Origin of the sequence: Staphylococcus sp. AntiMn-1 (assembly GCF_001663395.1) — a bacterium.
In the GTDB taxonomy this organism is placed as follows: Bacteria; Bacillota; Bacilli; order Staphylococcales; family Staphylococcaceae; genus Staphylococcus; species Staphylococcus equorum.
This window is the reverse complement of sequence record NZ_CP012968.1, coordinates 1,839,343-1,862,457: the sequence shown is the minus strand read 5'-3', so window position 1 is coordinate 1,862,457 and position 23,115 is coordinate 1,839,343. Positions and strand designations below refer to the sequence as shown.

The window sequence follows — 23,115 nt, the reverse complement described above, 5'->3', positions numbered from 1 at the left end:
GAAAGTAATTCCCCACAATATTTTAAAGTATTGTGGGGTTTTTATGCCTAAATTAGTTGGTGTTGGTATTACCTGATTCAGAAAGATGAAACTTTACTTAACTACTTTTGATGCTAATTCATTCGATTTCACTTTTTTAATAATTCAAATCACCTAGGATAACTTTCTGCGTATCGGTTAATGATGCGGTTTTTTATATTGTTTTATCGTCAATCTTAAACATGTAAAATAACTTTTGAATTAAATGCAGTATAAATTAATTTAGGGAGCGAGACTACGATTCAAAATGAATTTTATCCCACTTCTCATACATGCTTAGTATCTCATTTTATTCACTAATGATTTGTCCTTTGATGACATAATCCTTTTGGTTAACAAAAAATCTCACATCTTTATCTTCAATTTTATAGATATATTCTTTACCTCAGGCTGATGTAGATGTATACTTTGCTTCACCGTAATGATTCAAAAATTCTTTTTTGCTCACTGACTTACGGTCTAATAAGAAGAAAACACCATTCGCTTTATGTTTAGAAACCCCGTAATATGTTGGATCGTATAAGTCTTTATTATTTTTAGTAATCTTGTAATTATTAATCTTGAAGTTAACAGCTTTTAGAGATGTTTTAAATTTCTTATCTAGAATAAAGTTACTTTGATGTGCTGTCTAACCTCTATAATTAAAAGAAGGTTTCACAGATTCTTGTGCATGTGCTTGAGTGACATTAAATAATTCGGGCGTTACAGAAAAGCTCAAAACTAAACTACTATCTAAAATAAATTTAGAAACTTTTTTCATAAAAACCCTCCTCATATTTGTCTTACAGGCCACATTATTACATTAATATTACAATGCCACAAAATAATTATATAAAAATATAAATTTTTTACTTCTTTTTACATTCATACTCGCAATTTAACTTTTGATTTTCTTAGTTTAGAGACTTATCACTATAGACAAATTACAAAGTAAATGTTTGATATAATCATAATTAAACAAAGAGCGCATATACATTGCCATGCCCCATGTTGAGAATCATTTGATATACATTGATTTTAAGTGTAAATATAAAAAAATCGCCTGGAACAAAACGTAATGTTCCAGGCGTTGCTATGATAAGTCTTATAATAGTTTCGCGAGTGCGAACATGATAAATTGTAATTGCTCATCCACTTAGAAAGGTTGAATATTGCTTTTTGTATCATTCATTCTACCTCTCATGTAAGGATCTATAGATAAATAAATGGAGTCTACTTGAACTTCACCTACTTAAGGTTCTCGTGCTTCTATTGTTTCAAATCTAAATACAACGGTCTTGAGGGATACCTTATGGTAGTTTTGCAAGTACAACTTGTTGATTATTCATTTATTATTCTTCCAGATATTTAGTCGTTGCGTCTGATAATGACAAATCACCATTGATGATTTGGAATTCGTGACCTTGTAATGCTTCATCAGTTAATACAGAAACAAGCACTTCTGCTACATCTTCTCTTGTAATAGACGGATTTTGTACATTTTCAAATTGCGCACTCATATTGAATTGTTGCGTTTCATGTTCGTTTGTTAAAGCGCCTGGATGCACAATGGTATATTTTAAATTTGCATGTCTTAAGTAGTCATCCGCATAATGTTTAGCAATGGTATATGGTTTCAAGTCGCCTGACGCATCAAACGCTTCTCGACGTGAGTCGTACGTTGATACCATAACAAAATGTTGACGACCGACGTGTTCACTTGCTTTAATTGCTTTCACTGCACCGTCTAAATCTACTATGATTGTTTGATCGTCACCTGTGCTTCCACCAGAACCGACGGAAAAAAGGATTTGATCATACGGTTTAAATAATTCTATTAATTCATCAATAGATTGTTTTGCAACATCAATGTAAGTTGCATCAATACCATCTGCTTTTAAAACTTCAACTTGTTCTTCTTTTCTAACACCGGCAGTAAAGTCAACGTTTCGTGCTTTGAGTTTGCGTACGAGATGTTGACCAACGCCACCATGAGCGCCAATTATTAACGATTTCATGTGTATCGCTCCTTTTTAAAATTATTGATTAGCTAAGATTTTTAAAGCATGTTCAGCAACAGCATGTCCTGATTGAGGATTTTGACCAGTCACAATGCGACCATCTACGACTGCGAAATTGCTCCAGTCATCCTCTTTTTTAAAATGTGCACCGTTACTAATAAATTCGTCTTCTAATAAATATGGCATGTATTCAGTTGTACCATTTGCTTGTTCTTCACTATTTGTAAAACCAGTCACGTCTTTATGACGAACGAGGTAATCGCCATTTTCTTTAATGTCGAGTAGACCAGCCGCACCATGACATACAGAAGAGAGAATGCCTTGGTTATTGTAAATACTTAACGCAATGTCGTTAAGTTCTTTGTTATTTCTAAAATCCCAAATCGCACCATGTCCACCTGCAAAGTAAATGGCTTGATAGTCGCTAGGATTAACCTCTTTTGGAGATAATGTTTGTCCAAATTTATTCATATAATCATGATCCGTGTAGTATTCCCAGTCCTCAGCTCCCATCATTTCAGGGTTAAGACTGATAGGATCAAGAGGCACATATCCACCGTTCGGACTTACGAAATCAACATCATAACCTGCGTCATAGAAATCTTTCGCAAAATGCGTAACCTCTGAGAACCACGCACCCGTAGGTCTGTCTAAATTATCGTATTTCGCAATGTTTGTTACAACAATTAAAGCTTTTTTCATTGTATTTCCTCCTCATTCATGTTTATATAGAGTACAATATCAGTTAAACCTTGGTTTAAGAGAAAGGATATGCTTACATGAAACAATATTACATTGAATATGTCTCAGATTATTGCAATATACCTAAAAGCAAACTGCGTTATTACGAGAAAAAGAATATCTTGAAACACATCGACAGAGATAGAAATAACAAGCGTTTATACACAGACGACGATATCGAAATGATTAAATTTATCCAGTGCCTAAGCAATTTGAATATGCCATTAAAAGAAATCCGAAAAAACACAGACATGCTTTATCAAAACAAAATAGATGTCCCAAGCGTTTTACGCGCACACCTAGAATTCTTGAACGAACAACGGAATTTGATCAGTACACATATCTACTTAATTGAACAAGAATTACAAACTGCCATGACCGAGTGACGAAGGAAAAGGGGGGTGTGAATTAAAAGAACGATGAGAAGAGTATGGAGGGTTAGTGAATGAATAAGCATAAGGAAGTTGTAGATTTTAAAGGTGGAGTGCGTAGATAAAGGACGATAGGTGGATAGGCAAAGCTAGAATGAGTCAGAAAATTGCGTCGGGTGGATAAGCTAGAATAGAATTAGTGGACGATGGATGGATAGACTAGAACAGATTACACAAGCAATGGCGATGAAGGATAGGCATTGCTTGATTAAGGAAGTTTAACAGCAATTATTTTATTATTACTTAGTAATTTATGTGGCTTTGCAATTCTAATAAATTTATCTCCTAGAAACTTACGTGCATTATGAATAAAAGCAACTTGTGGATCTTTCGTAAGTTTATTGTTTATCTGTAAGTCCCTACTTTTTATTTGTGCTTTAATATGTTGATAATCTAATAAATCTTCACCTTTTTCTAAAAAGATATTTACAGGTTAAAGCTTACCTAAAAAAGTTTAATAGTCTTCACATCCACTTCTAAGTTAAGTACAACTTAATTTCTTGTTTTATTTATTATAGGGCTCTCCCCTCATTATCTTAAACGCACGGTAGACTTGCTCGATTAAGATGACGCGCATCATTTGATGTGGAAAAGTCATTTTACTGAATGACAGGGCGTAGTTGCTGCGGTCTAAAACCTCTTTGTGTAGACCGTTTGATCCGCCAATAATAAATGTAAAGTCGCTTTGACCGCGTGTCATGCGGCTTTCTATTTCTTTGGCTAATCCTTCTGACGTCAGCATGTTTCCTTTAATCTCTAAAGTAATCACTGTGGATTGTGGTTTTACTTTTGCTAGTAGGCGCTGACCTTCTTTCTCTTTAACTTGCTCTATCTCTTTGTCACTCATATTTTCGGGTGCTTTTTCATCAGCTACTTCGATGATTTCTATTTTAGAATAAGCTCCTAATCTCTTCTCATATTCTGCTATAGCTTGTTTCCAGTATTTCTCTTTTAGTTTACCTACTGTGAGTATCGTAATCTTCATAGTTATCCTCCAAAAATTGTGTAGTAGTTGACAGTTATTAGACTTATCCACAAGTTATACACTTATTCACACTATTCCCTCTTATTATAACAGGAATGCATACTATTTTTTAATAATGTTTACGTTTTCTACACAAAAACAAGTGAATAACCTGTTTATTTGTGGATAACTCTGTGTACAATGTGGGTACTTCCCTGTGAATTGTGCACATCTCTGGATAACTATGTATAATTCCGTGGATAAGTACGAGGTTGTCTTACATACTTATTCACAGTGTTTACATTATCTTCATACTATCTTTGCTGAATCCTTACTACATAGTAATTTCATTAATTGTTATAATTATCCGTCAATTGCATATAGCTATTTTCAGTTAAGACCTAGGGTTGTATACCCATATATTCCTTCTTTTATTGAGTAAATTTCCCTATAAAAATCCTCCTATTAAATGTATTCTATCTTATATATATATGCTAAAAAAATATAAAAAACCGATACCTGCTATTGAGATATCGGTTCCTTCACTTTATTGTTGACCATGGATTACATTAGCTTGAAGCTAATGCATTAAGAAAATCTAAACTTCAAACAAGTTAAAATATTCTATAGTGTATATATCGGTGTTGCTTTGGCTTTATCAGTATCGCATAGCAATACTTCTTTTTCTGTGTCGATGTCGTGTTCGTTGAGGACTTGTCCAACGCTCATACGTGCCAAGTCTTTCATGTTGTTATCTTGTGATAAGTGAGACAGGTAAATGCGTTTTGTGCTGCCTGTGATGACGTCTGTCATTGCTAAACCTGCATCTTCATTTGAAACATGTCCCATATCACTCAATATACGTTGTTTCGTCTTCCAAGGATAACCGCACATGCGTAACATATCCACATCGTGATTACTTTCGAATATAAAGGCATCACTACCTTGAATCATGCCTTTCATGCGGTCTGAAACATAACCTGTATCTGTTAAAATCGTGAATTTCTTATAATTATTATGGAAAATGTAGAATTGTGGATCTATCGCATCATGAGAAACATTAAACGATTCGATATCAAATCCAGCAATTGATTTCGTTTCATATGGATTAAAAATGAATTTCTGATCCATTGGAATCTTACTATCTTTCTTTTCAATGGCTGTCCATGTCTTCTCATTCGCATAAATTGGCAAACCATATTTACGTGCTAACACACCTAGACCTTTAATATGATCAGTATGTTCATGTGTAACTAAGATGCCATTTAAATCTTTAATTTGTTTATCTATTTGTCCAAATAGCTCTTCCATTTTTTTTCCTGTCAAACCTGCGTCGACAAGAATACTACCTTTATCACTTTCCACATAAGTGGCGTTCCCAGTACTGCCACTCGCCAATGCGCTCATACGTATCAAGCGATTCACCCTTTCTAATCTATTGCTTCTATTACTTATGGGGAAGTCTCCGGTTTATGTGCCATCAACATGCCCTCTGTCTAATTATTTATTATAATAAAGTAATTTATCTAAGTTTTTGAGAATATGAAACGAGCTCTTTTCTAAAAATTAGCTTGAGCTATCTTCAAAATTCTAAGTATATGATAGGCTTTTGAACCATTTCATACTTCTTTAATAACTCTCATTAACAGTATTTAATTTTAACATACTTTTAGCTTTCAGCATGTCCAAATTGTTTATTTAAATACTAATCTATCTTTTAAATTACATTAATCACTTTCTAAAAAGTGATTTAATAATTATACGTAACTTGTAAAAATTTTTAACGAGACGCCTGAGTAAACAACACGAGTCAAAATCTACAGGATAAGGCAGCGCCCGCGGAAAGCGTGCATAAAAAAACTGCCAACAAAGTCAGAGACTTTGTCAACAGCATGAGCACACCTTACTAAAAAGGTGTGCGTAATTCATTCTCAACTTATCCACAGTTATCCACAGTTATCCACAAGATTATTCTTCAATAATTTTTGGACTGTCTGCTACAGCTTCGACATAATATGTTTTAATTTTATCGCCGTGTTTTACTTTGATTTCCCAATTGGCTTCAAGCACTTGAACGTTCGGCTCTTTGACAACAGTATAGTAGCCTAGTCGTGCATTAGTTACTTCATCATTGCGCTTGAGATAACGATTATAGTAAAGGTCTTCGATGGCACTTCGCGCTGTGTTCACTTGCTTTTTATCATTATTCGTACCTTCTGAAGGCTCGATAGATTTCATAGCAGTTTGTTCATAACTTGAAGCTTTGCCATCTTCTACATTAAATTCTAATTTCGCTCTACTATTATTCATAATTGGATAATCATTATATGTCTGTTCAAATGTAACTTTTTCATCATCAATATGGCTCATTTCGTAATCTTCACCTTTATAGACGCTGCCTTTGACATACGATTTAAGGTCGGTGAATTGATCATTACCGATGTTAATTGGGTCACTAATATCACCTTTGGCTAATGCGCCTGAATGCTCGCTGGTGATACTTGGACGTGTCTTCGCATAAGATGAAAAATCATTAGACCTTGCTGTCAGTAATTGCATTTTCAAACCATTCACACTTGGGAGGTTCTCTGGAATTTTAATTTCTTCTTGTTTAAAATTCACTGCATTTTCGTCTTCACTATCGCTAATTTGTGATTTATTCACTTTATCCACGTAGATAATAATCAGGCTAATGTTGACTAGAATAAATACGATAATAAATAATGTTTTTGCGCGTTTCCAGTTCATTTATTCTAGCCCCCCATCGTTGTATGCATGCCATTCGCCTTTATACTCTACATACCATTGTGGTTTGAATTCACTATTACGTTGAATTTCGATGTCGCTACCGTCATCTTTATGTTCCATGTTGTAACCAATCGTCATATTTGTTACTTCTTCAAAGTCGATTTCAGGATTGTTTGCCAGTTCTGAACGTACTGTTTCAGCACCTGGTAAATCTATTTCATCTTCACCGCTGTCTATCGTGACATTAGATTTTAACAATGCACGTGCATAACTGAAGACGCCTTTGTCGCTCCATGAGACTTTAATATTATTCAAGTCGTCATCATTGAAAGTTGGTCGGCCGTTTAGGAACATTTGATATGTCAGTTCGCCGCCTTTATTATCTGTGCTGAACAGTCTGTAATCATCTGTAAAGCCACCATGATTGTTGATGTAATCATAAGTACTTGGAATACTATCTTGCATGTTTGTTGAACGATCCTCATCTTCTGAGAGATTCGTGTAGCGATATTTTTCATTATCTTCACTGTAGTTGGCGACACCGGTGTTATTGTTGTATGTCGCTGTCCCACTTTTCGTGCTACGTACGACTACTGAGTCATTGAAGAGTATAGAATTCATCGTATCGACACTGATGCGATTATAAATCGTGTGATATGATTTCAAACCTTTAGGTGCCTTTGGTGCAAAAATATGTGTAGCCTTATCGATGGTATCTTTATTCGTAATAATCTCTGTATATGGCTTCATACTTTTCTGTTGTTCTTTCATTTGTTTAGCAAATGAACTGATCTTCGCCGTCGTCGTCATACGCACAACATTATGACGATCTTTACTAACAGCATAGAGTTTAACTTTGCCGTCTTGATTGTCATCAATTAATAAACGGTCGAATTTAAAGTTATTCGGTACTTTCGCATCGATGTTCAATGCTTGGCCTAAATAAGTCGCTAGTGGCATGTCATAACTGAAATCCAGTACTAAAAATTCGTCACTTAAATCTGGAATGATCAAATTATGGTTACTATGCATTTGTTCGGCATGTAGTACGCGCTGATTTTTCAAGGGGCTGATGGTCTCTTCGACGTTGCTACGTGTCGCTTCCATACCTTCTGTGTCATCACCATTAGAGTGAATGATTTGATATGGCGCAACAACTTTACTCATACCTTGATCAAGTGGTTTACCTATCGTATTTGCTTTCGCATCTTTATTACTACTATCTTGTTGATCTACGTTCGCTAAGTCTGGCGAGAAGTTCCACGTCATGTATGTCAGCACAACACTCATTAATACTAAAAGGTATAGGATGATGGATTTGATTAACTCTTTACTCCGCATCCCAATCACCATCTTCTAGTACTTCACATGGCAGTGTAATGAAGATTGATGTTCCTTGTCCTTCTACACTGTTTGCCCAAATGCGACCATTATGTGCTTCAACAATTTCTTTGGAAATGGCTAAGCCTAAGCCTGTACCACCCATTTTACGTGTACGTGCTTTATCCACACGGTAGAAACGGTCAAAGATTTTATCCACTTTATTAATTGGAATACCAATGCCATTATCTTTCACACGTATTGTCATACGATTGTATAATGCGTTCTGTTTCACGTGAAACTCTACACGTTTATCGCCGCGAGAATACTTCATCGCATTGGTAATGACATTATCAAATACTTGTGTCATCTTGTCTGGATCGATTTCTGTAAAAATCGTATTATTTGGAATTTCGCGGACGAATGTCGTTTCCTTATCGGACATTTCGTGACGGTTAATAATTTTATTGATAAACATATTAAAGTCTATGATTTCTTTCGTAATTTGATCGGATTCGTTATCCATTTTAGATAATTGTAAGAGATCATTTACAAGTCGAATCATACGTTCTGTTTCTTCACGTGTTACAGATAAGAATTGCGGCGCAAGTTCTTTATCTTCCCAAGCGCCACTTTCTAACGCTTCAATGTAGCTGTTCATAGATGTCAGTGGTGTACGTAATTCATGTGAAACATTTGCTACGAATTCACGACGTTCACGTTCTACTTGTTGCTGTTCTGTAACGTCATGTAGTACGGCAATGTAACCTGTCACAAACCCTGTTTCTTGAACAATTGTACTAAAGTTAACACGTGCAATAATGCCTTCATTTTCATTAATATCTAATAAGAAGCTATCATTATTCTCTTGAATTTCATCTAAAGAGAATTCTTCTTCTAATTTAAGGACATTTAACATGTAGTCCCCAATAATATCTTCTTTTAGTGAGCCCATCATCGTCAATGCCATGTCGTTGACAATACGCACGCGACCACGGCGATCGGTCGCTATAATACCATCACTCATATGAGTGATTACTGAGTCTAAGCGACGTTTCTCACTTTCTGTATTCGCTTGTGCTTCTTGTACACGTTTCGATAGATTATTAAAGGCAAGTGCCAGCTCACCAATCTCATCGTTACCGTATATTTTTACGCGTTGCGTATAGTTACCTTTAGACATCTCTGCAGCTTGGTTACGCATATCTGTAATAGGTTTCGTAATTGTTCGTGCAATAAAGAAACCTAAGATAATAGTAATTAACAAGGAAATCCCTGTACCAACGATAAAGATTTGGTTGATGCTGCTAAGTTGTTTAAATACATCGTTAATATCCGCTTCGATATAGACGTTACCTATCGTACCGTCGTTTGATGTTTTAACTGGTAAGTTATATACCCACACGCGTTGTTTCCCGTTACCGTAATCTTTTAACACGGTATGGCTATTAATTTCGCCTAAAGATAAGGCTTTTTGGATAGAGTTATCGTTCGCTTTTTGATTTATTAGACTACGCGTAGACTGCTTTGAAGTGGCCATAATAATCTGGTCTTTATCAATAAAGCGGATTTCTTCTATTTCTTGTCTATTGGCATACTCATTTAATAAGTTTTGAACTTCTTTTTGAGCATTAACCGAATTGTCTTCGTCATAGACTTTTTCTATATTAATTTCGATTTGTTTCGCGTATTGCGAAATATTATTTTTAAATGTTTGTGTTAATTCTTTTTCTAGACTATTGGTAAAATATAAACCGATAATTTGCATACCGATTACAATGAGCAACACATAGACAATAACAAGTTTCGTGTGTAAAGACTGAAAATATTTAAGCCATTTCATTTATAAGCGACCCCTAGTCATGTTGTTGGAGGAAATATCCAACGCCACGACGAGTTACTATATATTCTGGGTGAGATGGATCATCTTCGATTTTTTCACGTAAGCGTCGAATTGTTACGTCTACTGTACGCACGTCACCAAAATAGTCATAACCCCAAACAGTTTGCAATAAATGTTCACGTGTCATTACTTGACCCATATGTTTAGATAAGTAATGGAATAATTCGAATTCGCGGTGTGTTAAGTCAATTTCTCCGCCACGTTTTTTGATAGAGTATGCATCTGGATAAATAACGATGTCTTTAATAGAAATTTCATTGGATGCGTTGTCCACTTCTTGTGCTGGTTGTGAATAATGACGACGTAAATTTGCTTTCACACGTGCGATTAATTCGCGTGTACTAAACGGTTTCGTTACATAATCATCTGCGCCAAGCTCAAGACCTAATACTTTATCAATTTCTGAGTCTTTTGCTGTAAGCATAATGATCGGCATTTCAAATTTCTTACGTACTTCACGACATACTTCCATGCCGTCACGCCCTGGTAACATAATGTCTAATAACACGATGTCGGGTTCTTCTTCATATATTAAATCAACTGCATCATCACCATCGTAGGCACAAAATACTTCGTAACCTTCTTTTTTTAAGTTAAATTCTAAAATATCAGCAATTGGTTTTTCATCATCGACTACAACAACTTTTCTAGCCATATTTATAAACCTCATTTCTAAATTGTAGTACGTTCATTTTTAAAAATTTTACGTCTTTCTCTCTAGTATAATTTACCATTTATAACCTATTAATTCTATTTTTCTAAATAGAAAATTATATTTGTATATTGTAAAATTATAACATTGTTCGTATTAAATGGGTACTTATCGATAAATCATAGATGCATCAAGTGTAAACAATATCAGCGTATCAATCGAACTTCTTGCCTATAACCCATATACATCCTGCATTTAACCTTCCTTTTAAGAAGCATGCAATACGCATACATCTTCCTATCAAAATCAAAAAAAGTGATACATATATGAAGTAACGGGTCATGTATTCAAGTTACAGCGGAGAATGATTCATTCGCTCTAATTTCTACATGTACGCATCACTTATTTATATGTATCACATATCATTTTTAAATTGTTTTCGTTTTTTTAACAAATAGAGACAGTATAAATCCGATTATTGTTAAACCTACTATAAAGAAGAAGGTATATTGGATACCGTGTGCAAGTACAACTTCTTGTGCAGCAGTCGGGTTAGCTGAACCGAATGCCTTCATTGCTGTAGTGTAAATTGTTATGGCAATCGCAGTACCAGCTGAGCCACCTACTTGAATTAATGTTGTAATCGTAGCTGAACCATCTGCATATAGATGATGTGGCAATTGATTTAACGCATTTGTTTGTGCTGGCATCATAACCATGGATATACCACAGAATAACACCATGAATGCAAGAATGATTGCCCATACTGGAGTAGAAGCTGAAATCATAAACGCGAATGAGATTGCTGCGATAAACATAAGTACGAAACCTATAATGCCAAAGTATCTCGCGCCGAAGCGATCAAATAATGATCCAATAACTGGCGATAATACTAAGTTCACTGCGTTACCTGGTAATAAGATTAAACCAGCAACAACAGAACTAAATAATAGCGCACCTTTTAAATAGAGTGGTAATAAAATACCTGTAGATAATATACATAAGATCGTTATGAACACCATTGCTGCACCTAATATAAACATTGGGTACTTAAATACGTTTAAGTTAAGCATTGGTGAGTCGATTTTAAACTGACGCACGATAAAGATTGCTAAGCCAATTACGCCAATGAATAATGGCAACCATACGATGACATCTGTAAATGCCGCTTCCGCCATTGAGCTAAGTGCGAATATTAGTCCTGCAAAACCAATCGTCGATAAGAAAATCGAAATAATATCTATTCTAGGTTTCGTAATTTCTCCAACGTTTTCAACATGTGAAAAAGCCATCAATAATACAACAATATATAAAATTGCGCTAATCCAGAAGATGAAGTGCCAACTTGATGCTGAAATAATAACACCTGATAATGTCGGCCCGAGTGCTGGTCCTGCTGTAATAACAAGTCCCATTATCCCCATGACGGCACCACGTTTTTCAATTGGGAAGATTAACATTAGTACGGTCACCATAATCGGTAACAAGATACCTGTACCTAATGCTTGTATAATACGTCCTAACAATAACAAGCCAAAGTTAGGTGCAAGTGCGCCTACGATGACGCCTAATAAAGATAATAATATGCCTGTAATAACTAGAGACTTTGTATTAAACCATTTGATTAAATACGAAGATGCAGGAACTAAACAAGCCATGACGAGTAAATAACCTGTCGTTAACCATTGTACAGTTGCTGCTGAAACTTGAAAATCAGCCATAATATCTGTTAAAGCCATATTTAATGCTGTTTCACTAAACAGACCCATAAATCCGCCAATCATTAATACGAGTGCATACATTTTTGGATTTTTCACTATTACTTGTGTTGCCATTTGATATACTCCTTTTTATGGTAAACGAAGTATAAGTATAATTAAGAGATAATAAAGTGAGTGTTGCCTTGAGGTATATATTCAAGTGTATAGCAATCGTGCTTTGTCGCTCATTTTATTAAATTCATCTCCATGCTTTACTACTTATTCCTATATTTCCATTTCATTTTAGTCTATATAAATTGAACATCAGTTTAGTATCACCCAGGAAATAATTTAAATCATGATGACAACAAACAACGTCCGCTCAATATGAACTTACTTACTGTACCAAATTTTTCAAATTAATGTCAACCTAGTTGACGAAAATGATTGTAAAAATTTAAGCATCAAACAATTGCTTCTATTGCTTGATACTTAATTATCTATTTAGTATTTATTTCAATATCTTCTAAATGCCAATCTTGCTGGAGTACTTGTTTAAGTTGCTCTAACTGTGTACTACCAATCATTGTTTCTATGTGCGCGACGAGTTGTAATTTATGTTCTACATACTCTTCAAAACACTGCAGACCTAATGTAGTTAAGTTTACGCATTTTTCTTTTTTATTATTGGGTACAGCTTCAACTTGAACGACACCTTTGTGCTCTAATTGTTTGATCGCTTTATGAATAGCTTGGCGTGTGAGATGAATTTTTCTAGTAAGTTCGGCAAAAGTTGGTTTCTCATAGTTGATTTTATCAATCAGATACCATTCTGAGCTGCTGAAGTGAACATCTTGTATTTGCTCTGAAGTTGTGGATTCCAAAGTTTGTCTAAGCGCACTGTGACGTTCACTAATTAAATCTATGAGGTCCAATCCCTCTATACTTTTATCATTTGCCATACTTACACTCCTCACATTGATTTCATATGATGCTATGCCAATAAATACTCATCATCACCGCGACATCTCGTTATGCTTATGCTGAAAATTGAAATTAATCTACCATATGCTCATTTATCATAAGCAATTTTTTTATCAAATTCAAATTAAGCTCATTTTATAACTTCTATATGTAATAACACTAGTATAATCAATTGATAATGATAACAAAAAAATGCCCATCCTATTGGATGGGCATTATACGGTCTCGACGGGAATCGAACCCGCGATCTCCTGCGTGACAGGCAGGCGTGTTAACCGCTACACTACGAGACCTAAAAAATGGTGACTCCTACGGGACTCGAACCCGTGTTACCGCCGTGAAAGGGCGGTGTCTTAACCGCTTGACCAAGGAGCCTGTCTTAAGCACAAGTTAAATTATACCAAGTCTCTAGAAGGAAGACAAGCTCTTTTTTTAATTTTATTAGTATAATTTTCTATATTAATTGTATAAAGTTAGTGTTTTAAGATTTATTTTGAAAAAACTGCTATAAAGCCACTAATGAAAATGCAGAAATCTTTAAATTCATTCAATATCGTGTCAATAATTTTTAATTTAAAACAAAACTATTAAACTTAAAATCTTTTTTGTTTTCAAAACTTTTTGCTAAACTTGTGTAATAAAATAAATTAGGAGGCTTACCTTTGGCAAATGTATTATTTATCAACTCAGGATCACCCGGACATTTTAATCCAACTATTGCAGTATGTAAAGAACTTGTTGAGCGTGGTGAAAACGTCGTTTATTACATATGCGATAAATATAAAGATAAATTAGCTGACACAGGTGTAGAAGTACGCACGTTACCTACTGATGCTATAGTCGACCGTTTTAGATCTTATGGCCAACATCACTTATATAACGTAATTAACGGTTTATTAAAAACTGCGGATATCATCGTGCCTCAAATTTTGGAAGAAACGAAAGATGAGCATTATGATTATATGATTCATGATTCTATGTTTAGTTGTGGCCATATCCTTGCACAAAAATTAAATATCCCTTCAATATCTTCTATTGCATCATTTGCGCATAGCAAACAAAGTTTTGATGCATTTACAGAAAAATTAACAACAATGGTTGATGCCAATGAAATTAAACAAGCCGATGACACATTTAATGAATTGAAACAACATATTGAATCTACATATAACGTTGAGGTGCCTACTCGCTTTGAAGTGATGAATAATCCTGGAGATTTCAACTTATGTTATGTAATGAAAGGTTTCCAAATGAATTATGACCTGTTTGATGCACAGCATTGTGTCTTTACTGGCCCTTCAGTCATTCAACCACAACCCTCTGGATTTATGGATGACATTGATCAGACACGACCAATCATTTACATTTCTTTAGGAACTATTTTTAATCAAAATATCGCTTTTTTCAATAAATGTTTTAAAGCATTAGCAGACATCAATGCATCGATCGTCGTTTCTATCGGTGAAACAAATCATCTGAACGATTTTGATGAGGTACCTGACAACTTTATAATTAAAGATTATGTACCACAAACTGAGTTATTACAGCATACAGCATTATTCTTAACACATGCGGGCATGAATAGTACAAACGAGGCTATGATGATGAATGTGCCAATGCTAGCCTTCCCACAGAGTGCAGACCAACCTATGGTAGCCAAACAGATAGCAGACTTAAATGTAGGTCATCACATTGATGAGGCCATTACGTCTGAACAATTAAGCTGTGCTGTATCAGAAATGTTAGAAAATCAAATGTATTATCAACGACATATCGAAAAAGTAAAAAACGTGCAATCTATCGATGAAGCGGGTTATGCATATGCAGTAGACCAAATACTCGCTTTTCGTAATAAAATTTGCCAATTCAATTAAATAACAGTTATATATAAATAAAAATACCTTGTAGACGCACCGTTAACGGTGAACTCTACAAGGTATTTTTTCATAATTAGACTAGAAGCCTAACTTGGTATTATTTTCCTACCATAAAGATTTTAATAAGTTTGTTTGATTACGGTCTGGGCCTACTGAGAAGATTGAAATCTTCACATCACACAGCTCAGAAATGCGTTCTAAATATCTACGTGCATTTAAAGGTAATTCTTCTAATGAACGACAACCCGTAATATCTTCAGTCCAACCTGGTAGTGTTTCAAAGATTGGTTTACAACGGTTTAAGTCTTTCAAGTTTGCTGGGTATTCAGTGATTTCTACACCATCTAATTCATAAGCTGTACAAATCTTCACTTCTTTAAGACCAGTCAATACATCAATAGAGTTGATTGATAAGTCTGTGATACCACTTGCACGACGAGAATGACGTAATACCACTGAGTCAAACCAACCAATACGACGTGGACGACCAGTTGTTGTACCGTATTCACGGCCAACTTCACGAATATGGTGACCATCTTCATCGAATAGTTCAGTTGGGAATGGACCATCACCCACACGAGATGTGTAAGCTTTACATACGCCAATTACTTTAGATACGAATGTTGGACCAACACCGCCACCTACAGTAACGTTACCTGCTACTGGATTACTTGAAGTTACAAATGGGTATGTACCATGGTCAAGGTCTAACATAACGCCTTGAGCACCTTCAAATAATACTTTTTCTTCTGCTACAAACGCATCATCTAATACTTTAGCTGTGTCTACTACGAAAGGTGCGATACGTTGACCTGCAGCGTAATATGTTTCAAAGATTTCATCAAAAGTTGGACATGGTTTGCCAAACATACCTTTGAAGTAATCATTTTTATATTCAATATTATTTTTTAGTAATTGTTCAAATGTTTCTTTGTCTAATAAATCTGCCACACGAATACCGATACGTTGCGCTTTATCTACATAAGCTGGGCCGATACCTTTTTTCGTTGTGCCAATTTTATTATCTCCACGGCGTTCTTCTTCATATTCATCTTGTTTTAAGTGATAAGGTAAAATAACTTGTGCACGATTAGAAATACGTAAATTATCTGTTGAAATACCTCGTTCATTTAAAGCATCTAATTCTTTTAATAGTGCAACTGGATCTACGACTACACCATTACCAATTACTGATAATTTTTCTTTATAAAAAATACCAGATGGTACTAAGTGCAATTTATAAGTTTCTCCACCAAATATAATTGTGTGGCCCGCATTATTACCGCCTGAAAAACGTGCAATAACATCTGCTTGTTCTGCTAGAAAATCCGTAATTTTACCTTTACCTTCGTCTCCCCATTGTGTCCCAACGACTACTATTGATGACATATGAGCACCTCCAAGTTTTTCTCAATTAACCAATGAGTATTCTACCAATACCACAACGATATTGCAAACAAAAATCGAACATTGATTTTTCGTCATTTTTCTAATACTTATTAATTTTCAAATACTGCAATAAATGCGACAAACATAGTAACACCAATGTTTTAATTGTATTTTTCATTTAAAAAAGACACATACTTACATTAAGATTCAAGAATAAAATCCAAACAAAAACCGTACAATAAAACATAAGTTTGTATTATTGTACGGAAAAATTAATTTAATCTTTTTTTCTAACCCATCATATCTGCATGAGCATAATCTATATCTGTAAATTTATTATATTGTTTCATAAAGTGCAGCTTCACAGTTCCTGTAGGACCGTTACGTTGTTTGGCAATAATAATTTCGATATCACCATTATCATCATTCGTTTGTGGTTCATAGTTCGTGTCGTCATCGTCTTCTTCATCTTCGCCTTGATTGTAATAATCATCACGATATAGGAAGGCAACGATATCGGCATCTTGCTCAATCGAACCAGATTCACGTATATCACTCATCATTGGTCGTTTGTCCTGACGTTGTTCAACGCCACGTGATAGCTGACTTAGTGCGATTACAGGACATTCAAGTTCTCTGGCAATGGCTTTTAATGTACGAGAAATCTCAGAAACTTCTTGTTGTCTGTTGTCTGAAAAGCGTGAACCACTACCTGAAATTAATTGTAGATAGTCGATCACTATCATGTCTAGCCCGTGTTCTTGTTTCAAGCGGCGACATTTTGAACGAATATCTGTAATACGGATACCTGGTGTATCATCAATAAATATCTTCGTACGTGATAACTTACCTACTGCAATTGTAAAACGATTCCAGTCTTCTTCAGTCATTGCACCTGTTCTTAATCGGTTAGAATCGACATTGCCCGAACTACAAATCATACGTGTCGCTAATTGGTCAGCACCCATCTCAAGCGAGAAGATACCAACTGAATAATTACGTTCATTTGTAGCTACTTTCTGCGCAATATTAAGTGCGAAGGCAGTCTTACCTACAGAAGGACGGGCAGCTAAAATAATCAAATCATTACGGTTAAACCCTGCTGTCATCTGGTCTAAATCACGATACCCTGAAGGAATACCTGGTGTCTGACCACTGTTTTGATCTAATAATTCTGCCGTCTCATATACTTCACCAAGTACGTCTCTAATGTCTTTGAATCCATCACTTTCACGTGAGGATGATAATTCTAATATACGACGTTCCGCGTCGTTCAGTATTACATCTAGTTCCAGTTCATCATTGTAACCATCATTCGCAATACTATCAGCTGTTTGTATTAATTTACGCTTGGTTGCGTGTTTAAATACGATTTCTGTATAGTACTGAATATTACGTGTGGTTGGCACATTACTAGATAATTCAGCTAGATATTGTGGACCGCCCGCTTCATTCAATCGTCCTTCTTGTGACAATTGATCCATGATTGTTACCACGTCAATATCTTTGTTGTCTTCGTTGAGGTTCATCATGGCTCTAAAGATGTGTTGATGCGCGCCTCTATAAAAGGACTCAGGAAGTAATACTTCCTGAGTTGTGTTGATCAATTCTGGATCTATGATAATGGCACCTAAGACAGACTGCTCAGCCTCATTACTGTGTGGCATTTGATTTTGTTCATACATTCCATCCATTACGATTACACCTCATATCTCAATCCGTTATTATTGTTCAACTGTGTGTACACGAATTGTACCTTCGACTTCTTTGTCTAATTTAACTGGTACGTTTGTGTAACCCAATGCGTGGATACCGTTTGGTAAGTCCATTTTACGCTTATCAATCTTGATGTCATGTTGTTTTTGTAATGCTTGCGTGATTTGTTTCGTACTTACCGAACCAAATAATTTGCCGCCTTCACCTGTTTTAGCAGATACTTCGACTTCAATATTACTTAATTGTTCTTTTAATTGTTTAGCGTCTTCAATTTGTTGTTGACGCTCAGCTTCAGCTGCTTTATTTTTTTGTTCTAATTGTTTTAAGTTACCTGGTGTTGCTTCCACCGCATAATTTTTCTTTATTAAGAAGTTATTTGCATAACCTACTGGCACGTCTTTAACTTCGCCTTTTTTACCTTTACCTTTTACATCTTGTGTGAATATTACTTTCATGAATTTTCACTCCTACTCATTTGTTCTGTTATAGCTTGTTGTAATTTTTCGATTGCTTCATCGACAGTTACATCTTTCATTTGTGTAGCTGCATTTGTTAAATGACCACCACCGCCAAGTGCTTCCATCGTTAATTGAACATTAACTGCACCAAGTGAGCGAGCAGACATACCTATGAGGTTGTCTTCTCGTCTCGCTATTACATATGAAGCCTCTACACCATCTAAACTTAACAGTTCATCGGCAGCTTGTGCAACTGTAACAGGATGATAGATTTTGTCGTTAGAACCATGGGCAATCGCTACCCCATTCTCTTGCAGTTTCACCGTTTGAATCAACTCAGTACGATTGATATACGTATCAAGATCATCTTTCAAGAAATGCTGTGTCAATATCGTATCGGCACCATGTGCACGTAGATAACTTGCGGCATCAAATGTTCTAGAGCCTGTACGCAATGTAAAGTTACGGGTATCTACGATAATACCAGCAAACATAACTGTTGATTCTAAACGTGTCAGACGTTGTTCTGTCGGTTGATACTCTAATAATTCTGTGACAAGTTCAGCTGTCGAACTTGCGTAAGGTTCCATATATATAAGCAATGGACTAGAGATAAAGCTTTCACCACGTCTATGATGATCAATCACGACTTTACGGTTTGCTTTATTTAAAATATTTTCATCAATAACCATTTCAGGTTTATGCGTATCTACGATGACTAATGTTGTCTTAGATGTCATAATATCCCACGCTTCATCTGAAGTAATGAAACGATCTTTTAGTTCTGGTTTTTCATTCACTGCATCCATAACACGACGTAACGTTGGATCGATATCTGATTCATTTAATACAATGTAGGCATCTAAATTATTCATCATTGCAAAGCGGGATACACCAATTGCTGCACCGATTGCATCTAAATCAGGACGTGTATGCCCCATAATAATTACTTTGTCGCCTTCCATCAAGATATCTTTTAAAGCGTGTGAAATCACTCGTGCTCTTACACGTGTACGTTTCTCCATTGGGTCAGTCTTACCGCCATAGAAACGTACATTACCATTCATACTCTTAATCGCTACTTGGTCACCACCACGGCCGAGCGCTAAATCTAAGCCTGACTGCGAAAGTTCACCCAGGTCAATAAGATTTTCTGAGCCTTCACCGACACCAACACTTAATGTAAGTTGGGCACGATAACCGACACTCTTTTCACGGAGTTGACTTAAAATACTAAAATTAGATTCTTCGATATCTTTTAAAATACGTTGATTTAAGTACGCCACAAATTGATCAGAACTATAACGTTTGAAATAAATGTTATATTCTGTCGCCCATCTACTGATTACACGTGTAACCATAGAGTTAATTTCTGATCTTTGTGTATCGTTCATATTTTGAGTAATTTCATCATAGTTATCTAAGAATAATGTCATGATAATCGGTTTGGATTCTTCATATAATGCTTCCGTCTGAATTTCTTCTGTAATATCAAAGAAGTATAAAACATGTTCTTTTTCAGAATATCGAACACGATAGTGATATTCATTTTCTTTAATTTCAATTTCTTGTGTTTTTTCTAATTGTTTTAAGATATTAGGATATACTTCGTTTACTGGGTCGGAAATGACATTACGGTCTAATCGTTCCGACATAAAATGGTTCATCCACTCTATGTTTTCATTTTCGTCTAAGATGATCATCCCAATAGGTAAATTCTTAATTGCGATGTTGCTACCTTCAGAAATATGACCACTCAGACCATCTACATAGCTATCTAGTTTTTGTAAAGCTTGTCTTACCAAAAATACTGTCCCTATAATTATAACCACTAAGACAATCGCAGCGATGCCTGCCATAATTTGGTTGAAAACGAACCATATTACAACAAGCGCAATTGCCGTGAGTGCCATTATGATAAATGGCAAGAGCAAGGCTTTTTTAGTGGATTGACGATTCATTTTTCCACCTCAAATCATTTTTTAATGATACGTTTTAAGTTAATACATAAATCTACAACACCCAGGAGGCTTACAATATGTGTAAGTGGCATTAGAATTGTCCCTATTGCCATTAAAATCACAGTAAGTGTGAGCGGCATTGATTTTGCCTTTCCGAAAAAGTGAATCACACTTAACCCCTGAATATACATACATAATGATAACACAATTTCGAAGTTTAATACGATACTTTGGAACGCACTCGGTTCGACAGTAAACATAACACAAAGTAGGACAATCATATACATCCATAGCAATGAACGCTTCATTTGCCACGCATATAATGGTTTGAATATTGGTGTAGCAATTTTGAATTTACGTAAAATTGGAAAAGTAACTAGTAAATTGATTAATATGAGTATAAATACTGCAATGATTACATAACTTGGTAACTGAACTGATAATTGACGGAACATTTCTTCAAACATTTGTTTATAATCTGCACCAACACCTGCATTAGAAATATAATAATTTATTTGATCTTTCACAGGTTTCATTAATGTTGTTGATGTTGGTATTTTATCAAATGTTTGTAATGCCATAAATGCAATTAACGAGATCATACTCACGTATGTAGTTGTAATATAAAGTATACGCTCTTTAGATGTACGTTCTTTTAATAATTGGCCAACAACGAAACTCACTAAGAGTACGAGGACCATGATACTTAATACGAATATATTACCTAATAAAGTTGTCAATACAACTGTTACGACTGCTGTTAAACCAAATGATTCTACAGACTTATGCCATAAAATAATGCCTGGAATTGTCGCAAACAAACTCAATACAAGCCCAAGCGGTGGTAATATATGTAAAGCTAAAGCTACTATGACTAGCGTGATTATACTAAGTATAGTTGCCTTAGGATATATTTTTGAAAACAAATTCGCCACTCCCATACTATTTTTGACTATAACTTTTATTTTAACCTCTTTAAAACTTTTATACAATTATTGCCAACTCATTTCTATAGAAGTTAAACATACACTACACATTCAACTATTTGAAGATAAACTAATGTTCACCCTTTCAGTTGATATTTGATACAGGAACACTCCTTACTACTACATAAAATCACAGGTATTTCCTTGCATTTTCCCATAAAAAATAGGACATACAGTAGCAGTCAGTCTACCTTGTATATCCCACCTGGTTATTCTGATTCTACTCTGTCGTCCTAAATTTAATATTCTATAATAAAGTCACTCTCATTTACGCTTGATTTTATATACCTTTAAGAAATGGTATAAATTAGGTGCCCAATCATTAAAATTAACTAAAAATCCATCATGCCCTACATTGTCAGGTACAAAGAAATGTTTATGATATTTAAAGCGTTGCCCAACTGCATAAACAAGGTCATCAGGATAAAGTAAGTCGTCCGCAAAGCCCATCGTCATCATCTTAGTATCTAGTTTACTGAACACTTCGTCCACGTCATCACGGCCTCTATCCACATCGTGACTGTCTAAGACGTCAAGCAGTGTTAGATAACATGAATAACTAAAGTGCTTCATAAACTTATCACCTTGGTGCCTTTGATATGCAACTACTTGATCTGGCGAGAAGCGTTGTTCATAACTTTTAGACGAACGGTATGTTAAGAAACCGAGCTGTCTTGCGATACTCATACCTTGCTCATAATCTAAATGAATCGCTTGTCTCGCAATTTCATTAAATGCACGGCTATATGAAGATGTTCTCTGTGTAGCAGCAAGTATAACTGCTTTATCAACATCAAATTTACGGTTATATAATAACTCTACTGCCTGCATGCCACCTAAAGAGCCACCTATGAGTATATTAATACGTTCAAATCCTAAGTGCTCAATACCTAATTCAATTGCACGCACTATATCACGCAAAGTTAGTTGTTCTGGAAAGTCTTCATCAGTAAGTGCTGAACTAGAACCAAATGGACTACCAATTACATTAAAAGTTAAAAACTGATAATCGTTAATTGGCATATAACCACCATCAATAATGCCTCTCCACCATCCAGGTTGTTCACTTGTACCATACGTTAAGTGATTTCCTGTCAAAGCATGACACACGACCACAAGAGGTTGACCTTTCAATCCAACATGTTCGTAACGTAATTTTAAGTTTGAGATTGTTTCTCCTGACTCTGTTGTAAATGGTCCTAATTCTAATGTATCAACCGTATAATTCGTCATGATTTACCTCCTA

General features: G+C 35.2%; 18 protein-coding genes, 2 tRNA genes and 2 pseudogenes. 2 read left to right on the top strand and 20 right to left on the bottom strand.

The window, feature by feature from the left end:
- Positions 1 to 328 precede the first annotated feature (328 nt).
- From isaB to AOB58_RS09110, 4 genes and pseudogenes are all read right to left on the bottom strand, one after another.
- A pseudogene (gene isaB, locus AOB58_RS09120) lies at positions 329 to 799 on the bottom strand (immunodominant staphylococcal antigen IsaB family protein).
- Positions 800 to 1,177: 378 nt separating this feature from the next.
- Positions 1,178 to 1,325, bottom strand: a pseudogene (locus AOB58_RS14010) (NADP-dependent oxidoreductase); the annotation flags it as partial.
- A gap of 45 nt (positions 1,326 to 1,370) precedes the next feature.
- Positions 1,371 to 2,036, bottom strand: coding sequence for an SDR family oxidoreductase (locus AOB58_RS09115; RefSeq protein ID WP_002511751.1), 666 nt, complete (start codon positions 2,034 to 2,036; stop codon positions 1,371 to 1,373).
- A gap of 21 nt (positions 2,037 to 2,057) precedes the next feature.
- Positions 2,058 to 2,741, bottom strand: a complete 684-nt coding sequence (locus tag AOB58_RS09110) for a type 1 glutamine amidotransferase domain-containing protein (RefSeq protein WP_002511752.1) — start codon at positions 2,739 to 2,741, stop codon at positions 2,058 to 2,060.
- Between the two features lie 77 nt (positions 2,742 to 2,818).
- Between AOB58_RS09110 and AOB58_RS09105 the strand changes: the two genes are divergently transcribed.
- The gene (locus tag AOB58_RS09105; protein WP_021339344.1) at positions 2,819 to 3,166 is read left to right on the top strand and encodes a helix-turn-helix domain-containing protein; all 348 of its coding nucleotides are present in this window, start codon (positions 2,819 to 2,821) and stop codon (positions 3,164 to 3,166) included.
- A gap of 550 nt (positions 3,167 to 3,716) precedes the next feature.
- Here AOB58_RS09105 and rlmH read toward each other — a convergent pair.
- From rlmH to AOB58_RS09055, 10 genes are all read right to left on the bottom strand, one after another.
- The gene (rlmH, locus tag AOB58_RS09100) at positions 3,717 to 4,196 is read right to left on the bottom strand and encodes a 23S rRNA (pseudouridine(1915)-N(3))-methyltransferase RlmH (protein WP_064783323.1); all 480 of its coding nucleotides are present in this window, start codon (positions 4,194 to 4,196) and stop codon (positions 3,717 to 3,719) included.
- A gap of 603 nt (positions 4,197 to 4,799) precedes the next feature.
- The gene (locus AOB58_RS09095) at positions 4,800 to 5,600 is read right to left on the bottom strand and encodes an MBL fold metallo-hydrolase (RefSeq protein ID WP_102134920.1); all 801 of its coding nucleotides are present in this window, start codon (positions 5,598 to 5,600) and stop codon (positions 4,800 to 4,802) included.
- A 543-nt stretch (positions 5,601 to 6,143) separates the two neighbouring features.
- A complete protein-coding gene (locus AOB58_RS09090; RefSeq protein WP_064783322.1) occupies positions 6,144 to 6,923 on the bottom strand; it encodes a two-component system regulatory protein YycI in 780 nt (259 codons plus the stop codon).
- A complete protein-coding gene (locus AOB58_RS09085; protein WP_002511858.1) occupies positions 6,924 to 8,264 on the bottom strand; it encodes a YycH family regulatory protein in 1,341 nt (446 codons plus the stop codon).
- Positions 8,254 to 10,086 carry a cell wall metabolism sensor histidine kinase WalK gene (walK, locus tag AOB58_RS09080; RefSeq protein ID WP_002506237.1) on the bottom strand — a complete coding sequence of 611 codons (1,833 nt, stop codon included), beginning with the start codon at positions 10,084 to 10,086 and terminating at the stop codon, positions 8,254 to 8,256. Before walK ends, AOB58_RS09085 begins: the two co-directional genes overlap by 11 nt.
- 13 nt (positions 10,087 to 10,099) lie before the next feature.
- Complete coding sequence (gene yycF / locus AOB58_RS09075) at positions 10,100 to 10,801, bottom strand: response regulator YycF (protein ID WP_002506236.1); 702 nt, start codon at positions 10,799 to 10,801, stop codon at positions 10,100 to 10,102.
- Positions 10,802 to 11,226: 425 nt separating this feature from the next.
- Positions 11,227 to 12,633: a DHA2 family efflux MFS transporter permease subunit gene (locus tag AOB58_RS09070; protein ID WP_064783321.1), complete on the bottom strand. Its 1,407-nt coding sequence runs from the start codon at positions 12,631 to 12,633 to the stop codon at positions 11,227 to 11,229.
- A 365-nt stretch (positions 12,634 to 12,998) separates the two neighbouring features.
- Positions 12,999 to 13,460: a MarR family winged helix-turn-helix transcriptional regulator gene (locus AOB58_RS09065; protein ID WP_046465674.1), complete on the bottom strand. Its 462-nt coding sequence runs from the start codon at positions 13,458 to 13,460 to the stop codon at positions 12,999 to 13,001.
- 242 nt (positions 13,461 to 13,702) lie between these two features.
- Positions 13,703 to 13,775: transfer RNA gene (locus AOB58_RS09060), tRNA-Asp, on the bottom strand.
- 7 nt (positions 13,776 to 13,782) lie between these two features.
- Positions 13,783 to 13,857, bottom strand: a tRNA-Glu gene (locus AOB58_RS09055).
- Positions 13,858 to 14,144: 287 nt separating this feature from the next.
- Between AOB58_RS09055 and AOB58_RS09050 the strand changes: the two genes are divergently transcribed.
- On the top strand, positions 14,145 to 15,356 hold the full coding sequence (locus tag AOB58_RS09050) for a macrolide family glycosyltransferase (RefSeq protein WP_064783320.1): 1,212 nt from the start codon (positions 14,145 to 14,147) through the stop codon (positions 15,354 to 15,356).
- Positions 15,357 to 15,464: 108 nt separating this feature from the next.
- Here the strand turns inward: AOB58_RS09050 and AOB58_RS09045 are convergent, their stop codons facing one another.
- From AOB58_RS09045 to metX, 6 genes are all read right to left on the bottom strand, one after another.
- A complete protein-coding gene (locus tag AOB58_RS09045) occupies positions 15,465 to 16,748 on the bottom strand; it encodes an adenylosuccinate synthase (RefSeq protein ID WP_064783319.1) in 1,284 nt (427 codons plus the stop codon).
- A 290-nt stretch (positions 16,749 to 17,038) separates the two neighbouring features.
- The gene (gene dnaB, locus AOB58_RS09040) at positions 17,039 to 18,442 is read right to left on the bottom strand and encodes a replicative DNA helicase (RefSeq protein ID WP_002506230.1); all 1,404 of its coding nucleotides are present in this window, start codon (positions 18,440 to 18,442) and stop codon (positions 17,039 to 17,041) included.
- A gap of 30 nt (positions 18,443 to 18,472) precedes the next feature.
- Complete coding sequence (gene rplI, locus AOB58_RS09035; RefSeq protein WP_002506229.1) at positions 18,473 to 18,919, bottom strand: 50S ribosomal protein L9; 447 nt, start codon at positions 18,917 to 18,919, stop codon at positions 18,473 to 18,475.
- Entirely contained in the window at positions 18,916 to 20,883 is a 1,968-nt protein-coding gene (locus AOB58_RS09030; RefSeq protein WP_046465672.1) for a DHH family phosphoesterase, read from the bottom strand. Before AOB58_RS09030 ends, rplI begins: the two co-directional genes overlap by 4 nt.
- A 14-nt stretch (positions 20,884 to 20,897) precedes the next feature.
- Positions 20,898 to 21,824 (bottom strand): DUF2232 domain-containing protein, encoded by a 927-nt coding sequence (locus tag AOB58_RS09025; RefSeq protein ID WP_176721756.1) that lies wholly within the window; start codon positions 21,822 to 21,824, stop codon positions 20,898 to 20,900.
- A 309-nt stretch (positions 21,825 to 22,133) separates the two neighbouring features.
- Entirely contained in the window at positions 22,134 to 23,102 is a 969-nt protein-coding gene (metX, locus tag AOB58_RS09020; protein ID WP_046465670.1) for a homoserine O-acetyltransferase MetX, read from the bottom strand.
- Positions 23,103 to 23,115 lie beyond the last annotated feature (13 nt).